Raw genomic sequence first — 12,829 nt, 5'->3', positions numbered from 1 at the left:
ACAATCTTCTTGTACAGCTTTTGTCGTCAGCGTCCGGCTGCCGCCAGCGCCTCGCGCAAGCGCGCGACCTCCGCTTCCAGTTCGCGCACTTTCTCCTCGGCGGCCACCTGGGCCGTGACATCGCGCTGGATACCGATGTAATAGGTCAGCTGGTCGGCTTCGTTGCGTACCGGCGTGATCGACAGCTCGTTCCAGAACGGGCTGCCATCCTTGCGGTAGTTGCGCAGCACCTGGCGGCAGGGATGGCCTGCGCGGATCGCCTGGCCGATGGCGGCGACGCCCGGCTGATCATGGTCGGTGCCCTGGAGAAAGCGGCAGTCCTGGTAGAGGATGTCGTCCGTGGCGTAGCCGGTGAGCCGTTCGAAAGCGGGGTTTACGTAGATGAGAATGCTGTCGTTGCCCTCCTGCTCGGCGACGACGATGCCATCGTTGGACTGTTCGACCATCAGTTGCAGGAGTTTCGCGTTGATCATGGAGCTCACCTGTCGGAACGTGGATGCAAATGCGCAGCGTAGCTACCGTGCGAGAGCCTCGGGCGCGTTTGCCGACCATGATGACCCAAGCAGGCTCGCCGCAACAGGTGCCCATGGGTTTAGAATGTGCTCACATCCATTCGAACCCTGGCCATGACCGACACCCCTTCCTTCGACTTGCTGCCCATGCGCGACGTGGTCAGCCTGACCGGCATCAACCCCGTGACATTGCGGGCCTGGGAGCGCCGCCATGGCCTGATCAGCCCACAGCGCACCGAAGGCGGGCACCGGCTGTACACGGCCAGGGATGTCCAGCGCATTCGCGACATTCTGCGTTGGACCGGCAACGGCGTGCCCATCAGCAAGGTCGGCGGGTTGCTCGCCGGCCAGCCCGAAGCGCCCCCCGCGCAGGACGATGCCTTCCACGACTGGCGCCAGGCCGTTGTCCGGGCCACCAAGGCGTTCGACGCGCAGGCGCTGGAAGGTATTCATGGACAGCTGTTCACGCTGCTACCCAAGGCCGCGGTGATGCATGAGGTGTTCATGCCGGTGTGGCGTGAACTGGCCGAGGGCGAGGCTTTCGGCGAGCGCAGCCAGTGGCTGTTCCTGGATACCTTCCTGCGCGCCCGTCTGCTACTGCGCCTGCACATGAACCAGGCCGATGCGCCACGGGTGCTGCTGGCCGGCGCCGAGGGCCTGGCCGACCTGCAGTTGCTGTGTGCCGGCCTGCTGCTGAGCGATCGACGGCAACGCGTTGAAGTGCTGGGCTGTGGCCAGCCGCTTGAGGAGCTGGCGCTGGTGTGCGGAGCAATCCAACCCGCGGTGCTGGTGGTCGCGGTGCAGGGGCCGGTAAGCGCGGCCTTGGCGAAACGGCTGCGTTCGTTGCAGATGGAGATTCCTTGTCCGCTGGCCTTGGTGGGGGAGGGGTTGGGCGCTTCGCAGGAGGTGTTGCAGGGGATTCCGATGTGTCTGCTGGATGAGCTTGACCCGCAGGCGCCCGGCATGCTCGATGCTCTGCTCAGGGGCGCCCTGGACCTGTGACGGCTACCTACAGCGCTTTCATCTCCGCAATATCCCGCGCCACCTGATCTGCGGAGCGGTCGAACATCGCCTGTTCCTGCGCATCCAGCGGCAGTTCGATCACCTTCGTGATGCCTTCGTCGGAAAGCACGCAGGGAACACCCATGGCGATATCCGTGCGTCCGTACTCGCCCTCGAGTATCGCGACCGCCGGCAGGATGCGGTTGCGGCCGTTGGCAATCGCATCCACCATCTGCGCGATCGCCACGCCCGGTGCATCGCAGGCGCTGCCGACCTTCTTCAGGGCAAGGATCTCGCCGCCACCTTTACGGGTACGCTCAACGATCTGCTCGATCTGCTCACTGGACAGCAAGTGCGCCAGCGGCACCGCACCGACCGTGCAATAACGCATCAACGGCACCATGCTGTCGCCGTGCCCGCCCAGGACCAGCGCCGTGATATCCCGTGCCGAAAACCCGGTCTGCTCGGCGATGAAACACTTCATGCGCGCGGTATCCAGCACCCCCGCCTGGCCGAATACCTTGTCGCGGCCCAGGCCACTGAGGCTCCAGGCCCGGTAGGTGAGCACATCGACCGGGTTCGACACCACCAGCACCGTCGCGCTCGGCGCATGCTGTTTCACATCGCGCATGATGCCGTCGAGTATCGGCAGGTTGGTGGCCAGGACATCCTGGCGCGACTGGCCAGGCTTGCGCGGCACGCCCGCGGTGATCACCACCAGGTCGGAACCCCGCAGCAATTGGGCATCCGACCCGCCGTGCACCTTGGTATCAGAGCCTGACTCCACCGCCGCCTGCCAGACATCCAGTGCCTTGCCCTGCGCCAGCTCGCCCTGGACGTCGATCAGCGCCAGTTCACGGCAGAGGGCCTCCCGGGCGATGACCTGGGCCGCTGCCTCACCGACGATACCGGCACCCACGATTGATAGTTTGTTCATCTCGCACCTCCTCGCGGCTTGCGTCATCAGTGACACGCTCGCCTGTACAGGGAAGTATTGACCGCCCGGGCGAAAAGGCTACCCGCAGGTGGAACTCAAGATTGGCCGGGGTCGCTTTGCGACCCTTTCGCGGCACAAGGCCGCTCCTACAGGCGACCGCGTGCCCCTGTAGGAGCGGCCTCGTGCCGCGAAAGGGCTGCAAAGCAGCCCTGGCAATTCTCAACACCTTGGCCTGGTCCTCAGAGCACTTTGACCGCCCGCCCGATGAACTGCACAGGCCCGGTCGGAAGTCCGCTGGCAGAGCCACCCACATTCTCCAGGGTCAGCTCGAACAACTGGTTGGGCTCAACCGCAGGCAGGCGCTCCAGCGGCACGGTGACCTGCTCCCCGGGCTTGATCAGCCCGAGCGAGATGGGTGCTGGCCATTGTTCACCCTTGGTCCAGAACTGCAGGACCTTATCTCCCGGGACCTCGGATTTGCCCAAGGGAATCAGCTGGACGTTGTCAGGGCCACGGGCCTGGACTACCCAGCCAGGTGCCTGGGTGGCGGGTGCCACCAGCACGACCATATAGGTGGTGGCAGGCGACTGAACCGTCAGCAGTGCAAGACCCAGCAACAGGCTGGCCGCCATGCCGGCACCAGCCAACCCTTGCCTTCACGGCGGGTATCGCGCACGAAGTTCAACGCCAGGTGTCGGGTCAGGCTGTACACCCAGCCACGCGCCGAACCACGTGCCGGATCGAAGCTGTCCGCGCGGGTCCAGATGCGGATGAAGGCGTCATGGACGATGTCCTCGGCGGTGGCGTGGTCGCGGGCTATGCGCCGGGCCACGCCGAGCAGCCGGGCACCCTCCTGGTCGTAAAGCGCCTGCAGGGCGCCGCGATCGCCCCTGGCACAGGCCTGGAGGCAGCGCTCGTAGTCGAATGGTGTCGTGGGCAGGTTCAAGGTCGGGCCGATCCTCATGCTATCGGGAGCCCCGGCCGGTCGGCCGGGGACTGTCGATGAGCGTAGTTCAAGGGTGCTGGCGCGCCTTGCGCACAGGCCCTCAGTTGGCGGCCCAGAAGATGTAGTCGGCCTGGTACTTGACGATCTGCTTCTCGCCCTTGTTCTGCGCCGTGCAGGCGGTCTGCGGGGCGACACCGCCACGGGTGGCCAGGCGCTGGACGAAGCTGACGCCGCTCATGGCGCCGTTGCCCTCGGCGGGATTGGCCTTGACCAGCTGGTACGGCAGGTCACCCTTGGCCGCCGGGGCAATGGCCAGCTGCGTGCCGGTGATCTTCGAGCCGTCCTTGGCCTGCCAGGTGGCGGGCGGGCCGAAGTAGTCGCCCACGGCCTTGCCGGTCCGGTCCTTGAGCACGGCCTTCGGGCCGACGAAGGTCCATTCGGTTTGGCCAGGGGCATCGGGCTTGTCGCGGCATTCGTAGGTGATCTCGCCGACACCGACGGTTTCCAGCGCTACCTTGTGGCCGTCCGGCACCTTGACGGCATCGGGGACCCCGGTCTGGGCGTGGGCGGTCGGCAGCAGCATGGCCAGGGCGAGGCCGCAGGCGGGCAGGAACGAAACGTGTGCGATGTTCATCGAGCGATCTCCTGGTGGGGACTTGGCAGGGCATTCAGGTGTTGCCCTGAGGTGAGTACCCACAAGGACGCGATCTGGATGCACCCAGACGAAAAAAGAGAGCCTTGGCCGACAGCGCGCAAGGTGGCCAGCGCTCTTCCTCCGATGTCGAGCGCTCATCGGGCAATGGCGTTTTTTTACGCTTTCTTTATGCCGGCCTTTGCAGGTTGAGAAGATACTGGCGCGGCTTTTTCTGTCCCCCGCCTGCCTGCCCGCATTCAGTGTTTACGCAATACTGACGAGACGTTACCTGTGAGCCAATCCGCAATCGTTGAAAACCCGTCCCACGCCAACAAGAGCGCGGGCGTCGGCCTGCTGGTCGCCGCCGTCGGGGTCGTCTATGGCGACATCGGCACCAGCCCCTTATATACGCTCAAGGAGGTGTTCTCCGGCCATTTCGGCGTGCAGGCCAACCTCGAAGGGGTGCTGGGCATCCTGTCTTTGGTGTTCTGGTCGTTGATCTGGGTGGTTTCGGTGAAGTACGTCCTGTTCATCCTGCGCGCCAGCAACCAGGGGGAGGGCGGGATCATGGCCCTTACCGCCCTGGCCAGGCGGGCGGCACGTCCTTATCCGCAGCTGAGCAAGGTGCTGGTGCTGCTGGGGCTGTTCGGCGCGGCGCTGTTCTACGGTGACAGCATGATCACCCCGGCCATCTCCGTGCTGTCGGCGGTGGAGGGTCTGCAGTTGGGCATCGACGGCATCGAGCATTGGGTCGTGCCGTTGGCAGTGGTGGTGCTGGTCGGGCTGTTCATCATCCAGAAGCACGGCACCGCGCGCATCGGCATCCTGTTCGGGCCGGTGATGGTGCTGTGGTTCGTGGTGCTGGGAGCGCTCGGCATCCATGGCATCATGCAGCGGCCCGAGGTGCTGCAGGCGCTGAACCCGTCCTGGGCGGCGCACTTCTTCGTCGCCCATCCGGGCATCGGCGTGGCGATTTTGGGCGCCGTGGTACTGGCCTTGACCGGTGCCGAGGCGCTCTACGCCGACATGGGACACTTCGGTCGCAAGCCGATTTCCCGCGCGTGGTTCATCCTGGTGTTGCCGGGTCTGGTGTTGAACTATTTCGGCCAGGGCGCGCTGATCCTCAACAACCCGGCGGCGGTGCGCAACCCGTTCTACCTACTGGCTCCGGAGTGGGCGCTGCTGCCCATGGTCGCGCTGGCCACCCTGGCCACCATCATTGCCTCGCAGGCGGTGATCTCCGGCGCCTTCTCGCTGACCCGCCAGGCCATCCAGCTGGGCTATGTGCCGCGCATGTTCATCCAGCACACCTCCAGCGAAGAGCAGGGGCAGATCTACATCGGCATGGTCAACTGGGCGCTGATGGTCGGCGTGGTGCTGCTGGTGGTCGGCTTCGAGTCGTCCAGCGCCCTGGCGGCGGCCTACGGCGTCGCGGTAACCGGCACCATGCTGATCACCACGCTGCTCGCCTCGGCGGTGGTGCTGTTGCTATGGAAGACCCCGCGCTGGCTGGCCATCCCCTTGCTGCTGGGCTTTTTGCTGGTGGACGGCCTGTACTTCGCCGCCAACGCGCCGAAGATCCTGCAGGGCGGCGCCTTCCCGGTGATCGCCGGCCTGGCGCTGTTCGTGCTGATGACCACCTGGAAGCGCGGGCGCAGCATCATCGTCGAGCGCCTGGATGAAACCGCCTTGCCGCTGCCCTTGTTCATCGCCAGCGTGCAGGCGCAGCCGCCCCATCGCGTGCAGGGCACGGCGGTGTTCCTCACCGCCCGCTCCGATGCGGTGCCCCACGCGCTGTTGCACAACCTGCTGCATAACCAGGTGCTGCACGAGCAGGTGGTGCTGCTGACGGTGGTGTCGGAGGATTCGCCGCGGGTGACGGAGGACAAGCGCTTCGAGGTCGAGGCATTTGGCCAGGGCTTCTTCAGGGTCAACCTGCACTTCGGCTTCATGGAGGAGCCTGACGTGCCCCTGGCGCTCAGCCACAGCAGCACGGCGGAGCTGGACTTCAGCCCCATGCGCACCACCTTCTTCCTGAGCCGGGAAACCGTGGTACCGACCAAACGGATCGGCATGGCCAAGTGGCGCGAGCACCTGTTCGCCTTCTTGCTGAAGAACGCCAACAGCAACTTGCGATACTTCAAGCTGCCACTGAACCGGGTGATCGAGCTGGGGACCCAGGTCGAGATGTGAGGGGGCTCAGGGGGGGCGGTGGTCCACGATGACTGTGAGGGGGCGAGCGCCTCCTCCCGAGCGATAGCAGGAATCAAGCCCGCAGCAGATGGACAGCCAGCCCGGCCACGGCGCAGGCAAACAGCACCTGAATCACGCCTCGCTTGAAGCGGAACAAGGCGACTGCCGCAGCAAACGCGATCACCGCTGAGGGCCAGTCGAATGCCCCGCTGAAGCCCTTTGGCCACAGCACGTGGTAGCCAAAGAACAGGGCCAGGTTGAGGATCACTCCCACGACCGCTGCTGTGATGCCGGTCAGCGGTGCGGTGAACTTCATCTCGTTGTGCGTCGACTCCACCAACGGGCCACCGGCGAGGATGAAGAGGAACGATGGCAGGAACGTGAACCAGGTGACCAGGCTCGCCGCGACCGCACCGGCAAGAAACGGGTGCTCGGTACCGAACATGGGATGCACGTAGCCCCCCACGAAACCGACAAAGGCGACCACCATGATCAGTGGTCCCGGCGTGGTTTCCCCCAAGGCGAGGCCATCGATCATCTGGGTCGGCGTCAGCCAGCCGTAGTGCCCGACAGCGCCCTGGTAGACATAGGGCAGCACCGCATAAGCACCACCAAAGGTCAGCAGTGCGGCCTTGGTGAAGAACCAGCCCATCTGCGTCAGGGTTGCACTCCAACCAAACGACAGCGTCAGCAGCCCCATGGGCAGGACCCAGAGCGCGGCACCGACCAGCAACAGGCGCAACAGCTGGCCCCAACTGAATTGTGCATGCTCGGGAGCCGGCGTGTCGTCATCTATCAGTGCCGGGCCATGGCTGCTCTTTGCGGCGTCGTGCCCGCGCCCGATCACGAACTGGCCTGGGGCAAAGCGGCCTCCCACATAACCGATGATCGCGGCCATCAGCACGATCAGCGGGAACGGCATGTTGAGGGCGAAGATGGCAACGAACGAGGCGCCGGCCATGGCCCACAACCAGCCATTCTTCAACGCGCGCGAACCGATCCGGTGGGCTGCATGGACGACGATCGCCGTGACTGCCGGCTTGATGCCGTAGAAGATCCCTGCGACTACCGGGACCTCACCGAAGGCGATATAGACCCAGGACAAACCGATCAGGATGAACAGTGAGGGCAACACGAACAACACGCCGGCAATCACCCCGCCCCAGGAGCGGTGCATGAGCCAGCCGATGTAGGTGGCGAGCTGCTGAGCCTCAGGGCCGGGCAGCAACATGCAGTAATTCAGCGCATGCAAGAACCGCTTCTCGCTGATCCAGCGCCGGCGCTCGACCAGCTCCTGATGCATGATCGAAATCTGCCCGGCGGGCCCGCCGAAGCTGATGAATCCCAACTTGAGCCAGAACAGGAAGGCTTCAAACAAACTGACCGGCTGCCGGGTGGCTGGCGAAGGTGGCTGTGTGTTCACAGCGGAGGGAGTATCAACCATTTTGAGCTTCCTCACTTGCGAAAGCCGTCAGCAGGCCATCGCAAATGCCCTCGGCTACCGTTTTCAGTTGATCGTCATTCTCTCAAGCCCGCGAGCATACGCGTTTTCCGAGGCCGCGTTCCAGCGCAGGCAGCGGCGTCGTGCGGGCTATCGGTATCGCGCAGGGCGTGGATCGTGCGCACGTGCCTTAGATCGATCATGAGGAATATTAAAGATCGACTCAAAAAAAATGAGTTTGTCTCATTATGGTCGTTTACTGACAATCCCCCCATTGAATTTTTCCTTCGAAGCCGGGCAAGCAGGAAGACTTTTCAGGATCTACTTCGGGAATCAGGGTGCCGGGTCACAATGAATAAAACCTTTACGTTCGCCATTAAAAGTATTCGTTTCGACGAAGACTATCTGCCTGCGGACAACACGCGCATCACCACCAACTTTGCCAACCTGGCCAGGGGCGCGAGCCGCCAGCAGAACCTGCGCAACACGCTGGCGATGATCGACAATCGTTTCAATGCCCTGGCGCATTGGGACAACCCCAAGGGTGACCGTTATTCGGTAGAGCTCGATATCGTTTCCGTCGAGATGAAGATCGCGGGTGAGCAAGCAGGCGATGCCTTGCCGCTGATCGAGATCCTGAAAACCAGCATTGTCGATCACCAGACCAACGAGCGCATCGAAGGCATTGTCGGGAACAATTTCTCCTCTTACGTACGGGACTATGACTTCAGCGTGCTGTTGCTGGACCACAACAAAGGGCAATCCGGCTTCAGCACGCCGGAAGCGTTTGGCGAGCTGCACGGGAAACTGTTCAAGTGCTTCGTGAACTCGAGCGTTTTCAAGGAGCACTTCAACAAACTGCCGGTCATCTGCCTGAGCGTTTCGAGCAGCAAGACCTACCAGCGTACTGAAAATCAGCACCCGGTCCTGGGGTATGAGTACCAGCAGGATGAGTACTCATTGACCGATGAGTACTTCGCCAAGATGGGCCTGAAGGTGCGCTACTTCATGCCGCCGAACAGTGTCGCGCCGTTGGCGTTCTACTTTGCCGGCGACCTGTTGGGCGATTACACCAATCTGGAACTCATCAGCACCATCAGCACGATGGACACCTTCCAGAAGATCTACCGCCCCGAGATCTACAACGCGAACTCCGCAGCAGGTAAATCCTATCAGCCAAGCCTGAAGCACCAGGACTACTCGTTGACTCGAATTGTCTACGACCGCGAAGAGCGCAGCCGTCTGGCCATTGAGCAAGGCAAGTATGCAGAAGAACAATTCATCAAGCCGTACCACGCTGTGCTGCAGCAGTGGTCCGCTCATTACGCTGTTTGATCGATCGAATACACAAGGCCTTGCGTCATGAAAAAACTACTCCCCACTTCGACTGCCGGCAGCCTGCCCAAACCTTCCTGGCTGGCGCAGCCGGAAACCCTCTGGTCGCCCTGGAGGCTGCAAGACGAGGCGCTGACCGAGGGCATGCAGGACGCGCTGCGTCTGTCGTTGCACGAACAACAAGTCGCCGGTATCGACATCGTCAGCGACGGTGAGCAGACCCGTCAGCATTTCGTCACCACGTTCATCGAGCACCTCGACGGCGTCGACTTCGAGAAGCGTGAAACCGTCCGCATTCGTGACCGCTACGACGCGAGCGTTCCGACGGTCGTGGGCGCCGTGGCTCGTCAGAAGCCGGTGTTCGTGGAGGACGCCAAGTTCCTGCGTCAGCAAACCTCGCAGCCGATCAAATGGGCGCTGCCAGGCCCCATGACGATGATCGATACGCTGTATGACGCGCACTACAAAAGCCGCGAAAAGCTGGCCTGGGAATTCGCCAAGATCCTCAACGAGGAAGCCCGCGAGCTCGAGGCTGCCGGCGTTGACATCATCCAATTCGACGAACCCGCCTTCAACGTGTTCTTCGACGAGGTGAACGACTGGGGCGTTGCCACCCTGGAGCGGGCCATCGAAGGGCTCAAGTGCGAAACGGCCGTGCACATCTGCTATGGCTATGGCATCAAGGCCAATACCGACTGGAAGAAGACCCTGGGTTCGGAGTGGCGCCAGTATGAGGAGGCGTTCCCCAAACTGCAGAAATCCAAGATCGATATCGTCTCGCTGGAGTGCCACAACTCCCACGTTCCGATGGACCTGATCGATCTGATCCGCGGCAAGAAGGTGATGGTTGGGGCCATCGACGTGGCCAACCACGCCATCGAAACCCCGGAGGAAGTGGCCAATACCCTGCGTAAAGCGCTTCAGTTCGTGGATGCCGACAAGCTCTACCCGTGCACCAACTGCGGCATGGCGCCGTTGCCGCGTGCCGTGGCACGCGGCAAGTTGAATGCGTTGAGCGCAGGTGCAGAGATCGTGCGACGAGAGCTCGCGAAGTAAGGCTGAGCGCGAGGTGGAAGGGCGGGGCGCGCAGCTTCGGCCCTTTCCTATTGCTGACGGGTCGCACCCCATATCCAGGATCTACTATGTCGCTCTTCAGTACTGCCATCGAGCCACTGCGCTTTCGCGAAGCGCTCGGGCACTACGCCTCCGGCATCACGGTGATCACCTCGCACTGTGATGGCGAGCCGCTCGGCTTTACCTGCCAGTCGTTCTACAGCGTGTCGATGAACCCGCCGCTGGTGTCATTCAGCGTCATGTCCAATTCGGCCAGCTACCCCGGGATTCGCAAGGCCGGCCGCTTCGCGGTCAATATCCTGTCGGGTGAGCAGGTCGGGATTTCCAACCAGTTCGCACGGCGCGGCACGGATAAGTGGCAGGGCGTCGACTGGCAGGCTTCGCCGCTGGGCAACCCAATCATCGCAGGCAGCTTGCATTGGCTCGATTGCGAGATTCACGCCGAATACGCCGCCGGTGACCATCTGATCGTGATTGGCGAGGTGAAAGCGCTGAACTTGCAGGAAGCTGCGGCTGCCCAGCCATTGCTGTACTTCAAGGGGCAGTATTGCAACCTCGCCGAGATCAGCCCGGCCTGAGCCTTGGCAATGGCCAGCACGGCCGAGGTCCAGCCCCGCTCTGGGATTTACCGGCATGCCCACGCCACCCACTTCATGGATGGCACCGACGATGCGCTGGTCAGCGCCCTGGGCAGACAGTTGCTTGGCGCATATCAGGGGGCGGCGGGGTGAATTTTGCCGCGCCTTCTTCGTCACCCGTGGATTGGACAGGTTCATCGGACGAGGAGGGCCCGTGCAGACTGATCACGTATTGAGCAGGCAGCCTTCCACCTGGCTGTTGCGCAGCTTGCTGGGCGCATCACTTGGACATGTAGTCGATCACTGCCTGGTAGTCCTCGGCGGTGCAGTCCATGCACAGGCCTCGCGCCGGCATGGCGGTGAAGCCGGTCTTCAGAGCAGGATGTAGTCACTGAACTGGCGGATACCTCCATGCTCGCCCTTGACCAGATGCACATAGCGTCCCGCCACCAGATCGACTGGCAGGCAATCGTCGACGTCGAGCACAGCGTCGGTATGCGGCTTGAGCCAATCTGCCGCCATGCGTTGCTTGCCCAGGCGCTTGGCCTCGGCCTTGTCGGTGGCCGCCACTAGAAGGTAGCGATGCGCTTCACCGAATACCTGCCGTTCATAGCCGCCCAGGTTCAGGAAGAACAGGCGCATGGTGTCGGGGCCCGGAGCCACCTGGCTCAGTTCGACGCGATAACCATCGACACCGGCAACTTCCAGCCAGGAGTCGATGTGCAGGCCTTTGGCGCTGCCGAACCAGGCTTCGCGCAATTGCGGATAGAGCTGTTCCAGCGTATCGGCCTGGGCGAAGACCACATCGTGGACTTCGATGTGGGCTCGAGGGTGACGACCGCCGAGCATGACGATGTAGAGCATGATCGATCCTTCAGGGCAGCAAAAAGCGCTGTGGCGTGAACACTACAACGCTGTTCGCCAAGCACGCAATCTGCGTAACGGTTGCCTGAACACCCTGTGCAGACGTCGCCAGGCCAGTAAGGCCTATGCGTTGCTGACCTTGGCATTCGTGCCTGGCGATATTGCTAGTGACCTGATCGAGGTCTGGCGCTGTCCATAAAAATCTATACGGTTGCAACGAATAATTGTACAAGATGCTATTGTTGTACAGTATTTGCGTGCGATCGAGGTCATTATGGCGCACCGTACTCGTTGGACTTGCCTTTGTCTGTTACTGGTTATCTTCTCGGCGGGCGCGAGCTGGAGGGCCGAGCTGCCTGGTGCGCAACGGCTCTGGAGTGGTGAGTTTCTTCTCCATCTGGCTAGACCCACGCTCCAGGGGCCCGCAACTGCGCCTGCTTGGGCTGGCTAGCAACGACTGAGGAACATGAACATGTACAAAGTACTGTTGCTCGTTTCCTGCGTGCTTCTGGGCAGCTGCAGCAATGTCGTTGTCGAGCACTATGCCCAGGAGCAACCGAAACTGGACCTGGCTGCATTCTTCTCGCGACCAGTGCAGGCCTGGGGGATGTTCCAGAAGCGTTCCGGGGAAGTGGTCAAGCGCTTCCACGTGCGTATCGACAGCCGCCGCGATGGTGAGCGGCTGATTCTCGACGAACATTTTCTCTATAGCGATGGCACTCGCCAGCAGCGTACCTGGACACTGGTGCCAGACGGTCCTGGTCGCTGGCGCGGAACGGCAGGAGATGTGATCGGCGAGGCGCGCGGTGAAGTGGCGGGTAACGCGTTGCGATGGCGTTACCAGCTGGACCTGCCAGTTGACGGGCGGCACTGGCAGGTAGACCTGGACGACTGGATGTATCTGATGGATGACGACACCCTGATCAACCGTTCAAGCATGAGCAAGCTGGGCATCGAAATCGGCCAGATCACCCTGTTTTTCCGCCGCCAGCCAGAGGGCACACAATGAACCTGATAGCGCTTACCCAGCTGGTCTCGACTGGCGAAGCAAAGGAGCTTGAACTGCTGTCGCTGGAGGGTGGCTTCTACCTTCTGCGCGCCTTGACCGACGCCGGCCCCGTGACATTGAGCGACGCCCATGGGCAGCCCGTTCGCGTGCGTTCCACTACCGAGCTGCGGCAGCTGTTGGCCGACCTGCCACCCGTGCCTTGCGTGCTGGTACAGCAGGTGGTGCATGATGAGATGTGCGGGCAACGTGACGGCCCCATTGCGCCGCTTCGCGTACCGGTCACGCTCACCAGCCAATGGTAGCC

Annotated in this window: 13 protein-coding genes and 3 pseudogenes; 8 read left to right on the top strand and 8 right to left on the bottom strand. The window is 62.5% G+C overall.

Annotation, left to right across the window (positions count from 1 at the left end):
• Window positions 1–26 precede the first annotated feature (26 nt).
• A complete protein-coding gene (locus VUG52_RS14785) occupies window positions 27–473 on the bottom strand; it encodes a PAS domain-containing protein (RefSeq protein WP_050705354.1) in 447 nt (148 codons plus the stop codon).
• Between the two features lie 153 nt (window positions 474–626).
• Between VUG52_RS14785 and VUG52_RS14780 the strand changes: the two genes are divergently transcribed.
• Window positions 627–1,514: a MerR family transcriptional regulator gene (locus VUG52_RS14780; protein ID WP_050705355.1), complete on the top strand. Its 888-nt coding sequence runs from the start codon at window positions 627–629 to the stop codon at window positions 1,512–1,514.
• Between the two features lie 7 nt (window positions 1,515–1,521).
• Here the strand turns inward: VUG52_RS14780 and VUG52_RS14775 are convergent, their stop codons facing one another.
• The 4 genes and pseudogenes from VUG52_RS14775 to VUG52_RS14760 all read right to left on the bottom strand — a co-directional run bounded on the left by VUG52_RS14775 (window position 1,522) and on the right by VUG52_RS14760 (window position 4,031).
• Window positions 1,522–2,451, bottom strand: coding sequence for a malate dehydrogenase (locus tag VUG52_RS14775; RefSeq protein ID WP_050705356.1), 930 nt, complete (start codon window positions 2,449–2,451; stop codon window positions 1,522–1,524).
• A 239-nt stretch (window positions 2,452–2,690) separates the two neighbouring features.
• Window positions 2,691–3,104 (bottom strand): annotated as a pseudogene (locus VUG52_RS14770) (anti-sigma factor domain-containing protein); the annotation flags it as partial.
• A 2-nt stretch (window positions 3,105–3,106) separates the two neighbouring features.
• Window positions 3,107–3,397, bottom strand: a pseudogene (locus tag VUG52_RS14765) (sigma-70 family RNA polymerase sigma factor); the annotation flags it as partial.
• Between the two features lie 100 nt (window positions 3,398–3,497).
• Entirely contained in the window at window positions 3,498–4,031 is a 534-nt protein-coding gene (locus VUG52_RS14760) for a DUF3455 domain-containing protein (RefSeq protein ID WP_050705357.1), read from the bottom strand.
• A gap of 291 nt (window positions 4,032–4,322) precedes the next feature.
• On the opposite strand from VUG52_RS14760, the gene VUG52_RS14755 reads away from it, so the two are divergent.
• Window positions 4,323–6,224: a potassium transporter Kup gene (locus tag VUG52_RS14755; RefSeq protein WP_050705358.1), complete on the top strand. Its 1,902-nt coding sequence runs from the start codon at window positions 4,323–4,325 to the stop codon at window positions 6,222–6,224.
• A 73-nt stretch (window positions 6,225–6,297) separates the two neighbouring features.
• Here VUG52_RS14755 and chrA read toward each other — a convergent pair whose 3' ends face one another.
• Window positions 6,298–7,668 carry a chromate efflux transporter gene (gene chrA / locus VUG52_RS14750; protein WP_050705359.1) on the bottom strand — a complete coding sequence of 457 codons (1,371 nt, stop codon included), beginning with the start codon at window positions 7,666–7,668 and terminating at the stop codon, window positions 6,298–6,300.
• A gap of 348 nt (window positions 7,669–8,016) precedes the next feature.
• Here chrA and VUG52_RS14745 point away from each other — a divergent pair, with 348 nt between their 5' ends.
• From VUG52_RS14745 to VUG52_RS14735, 3 genes are all read left to right on the top strand, one after another.
• Entirely contained in the window at window positions 8,017–9,000 is a 984-nt protein-coding gene (locus tag VUG52_RS14745; RefSeq protein WP_050705360.1) for a DUF1852 domain-containing protein, read from the top strand.
• Between the two features lie 27 nt (window positions 9,001–9,027).
• Entirely contained in the window at window positions 9,028–10,056 is a 1,029-nt protein-coding gene (locus tag VUG52_RS14740; protein WP_050705361.1) for a methionine synthase, read from the top strand.
• A gap of 86 nt (window positions 10,057–10,142) precedes the next feature.
• A complete protein-coding gene (locus tag VUG52_RS14735; RefSeq protein WP_050705362.1) occupies window positions 10,143–10,652 on the top strand; it encodes a flavin reductase family protein in 510 nt (169 codons plus the stop codon).
• Between the two features lie 280 nt (window positions 10,653–10,932).
• Here the strand turns inward: VUG52_RS14735 and VUG52_RS14730 are convergent.
• Window positions 10,933–11,019 (bottom strand): annotated as a pseudogene (locus VUG52_RS14730) (c-type cytochrome); the annotation flags it as partial.
• A 5-nt stretch (window positions 11,020–11,024) separates the two neighbouring features.
• The gene (locus VUG52_RS14725) at window positions 11,025–11,516 is read right to left on the bottom strand and encodes a DUF1543 domain-containing protein (protein WP_050705363.1); all 492 of its coding nucleotides are present in this window, start codon (window positions 11,514–11,516) and stop codon (window positions 11,025–11,027) included.
• Here VUG52_RS14725 and VUG52_RS14720 point away from each other — a divergent pair.
• The 3 genes from VUG52_RS14720 to VUG52_RS14710 all read left to right on the top strand — a co-directional run bounded on the left by VUG52_RS14720 (window position 11,515) and on the right by VUG52_RS14710 (window position 12,827).
• A complete protein-coding gene (locus tag VUG52_RS14720) occupies window positions 11,515–11,715 on the top strand; it encodes a hypothetical protein (protein WP_156329622.1) in 201 nt (66 codons plus the stop codon). The genes VUG52_RS14725 and VUG52_RS14720 overlap by 2 nt on opposite strands.
• Before the next feature lie 273 nt (window positions 11,716–11,988).
• Window positions 11,989–12,525 (top strand): DUF3833 domain-containing protein, encoded by a 537-nt coding sequence (locus tag VUG52_RS14715; protein WP_050705364.1) that lies wholly within the window; start codon window positions 11,989–11,991, stop codon window positions 12,523–12,525.
• The gene (locus tag VUG52_RS14710; protein WP_050705365.1) at window positions 12,522–12,827 is read left to right on the top strand and encodes a DUF6482 family protein; all 306 of its coding nucleotides are present in this window, start codon (window positions 12,522–12,524) and stop codon (window positions 12,825–12,827) included. Before VUG52_RS14715 ends, VUG52_RS14710 begins: the two co-directional genes overlap by 4 nt.
• Window positions 12,828–12,829: the final 2 nt, after the last annotated feature.

Origin of the sequence: Pseudomonas sp. LH21 (genome assembly GCF_036549575.1) — a bacterium.
Classification (GTDB): Bacteria; Pseudomonadota; Gammaproteobacteria; order Pseudomonadales; family Pseudomonadaceae; genus Aquipseudomonas; species Aquipseudomonas peradeniyensis.
This window is presented reverse-complemented; position numbering and strand designations above follow the sequence as displayed.

Coding starts and splice junctions, on each gene's coding strand:
- VUG52_RS14785 (WP_050705354.1), bottom strand. CDS start 473: ATGATCAACGCGAAACTCCTGCAACTGATGGTCGAACAGTCCAACGAT.
- VUG52_RS14780 (WP_050705355.1), top strand. CDS start 627: ATGACCGACACCCCTTCCTTCGACTTGCTGCCCATGCGCGACGTGGTC.
- VUG52_RS14775 (WP_050705356.1), bottom strand. CDS start 2,451: ATGAACAAACTATCAATCGTGGGTGCCGGTATCGTCGGTGAGGCAGCG.
- VUG52_RS14760 (WP_050705357.1), bottom strand. CDS start 4,031: ATGAACATCGCACACGTTTCGTTCCTGCCCGCCTGCGGCCTCGCCCTG.
- chrA (WP_050705359.1), bottom strand. CDS start 7,668: ATGGTTGATACTCCCTCCGCTGTGAACACACAGCCACCTTCGCCAGCC.
- VUG52_RS14745 (WP_050705360.1), top strand. CDS start 8,017: ATGAATAAAACCTTTACGTTCGCCATTAAAAGTATTCGTTTCGACGAA.
- VUG52_RS14740 (WP_050705361.1), top strand. CDS start 9,028: ATGAAAAAACTACTCCCCACTTCGACTGCCGGCAGCCTGCCCAAACCT.
- VUG52_RS14735 (WP_050705362.1), top strand. CDS start 10,143: ATGTCGCTCTTCAGTACTGCCATCGAGCCACTGCGCTTTCGCGAAGCG.
- VUG52_RS14720 (WP_156329622.1), top strand. CDS start 11,515: ATGATCGATCCTTCAGGGCAGCAAAAAGCGCTGTGGCGTGAACACTAC.
- VUG52_RS14725 (WP_050705363.1), bottom strand. CDS start 11,516: ATGCTCTACATCGTCATGCTCGGCGGTCGTCACCCTCGAGCCCACATC.
- VUG52_RS14715 (WP_050705364.1), top strand. CDS start 11,989: ATGTACAAAGTACTGTTGCTCGTTTCCTGCGTGCTTCTGGGCAGCTGC.
- VUG52_RS14710 (WP_050705365.1), top strand. CDS start 12,522: ATGAACCTGATAGCGCTTACCCAGCTGGTCTCGACTGGCGAAGCAAAG.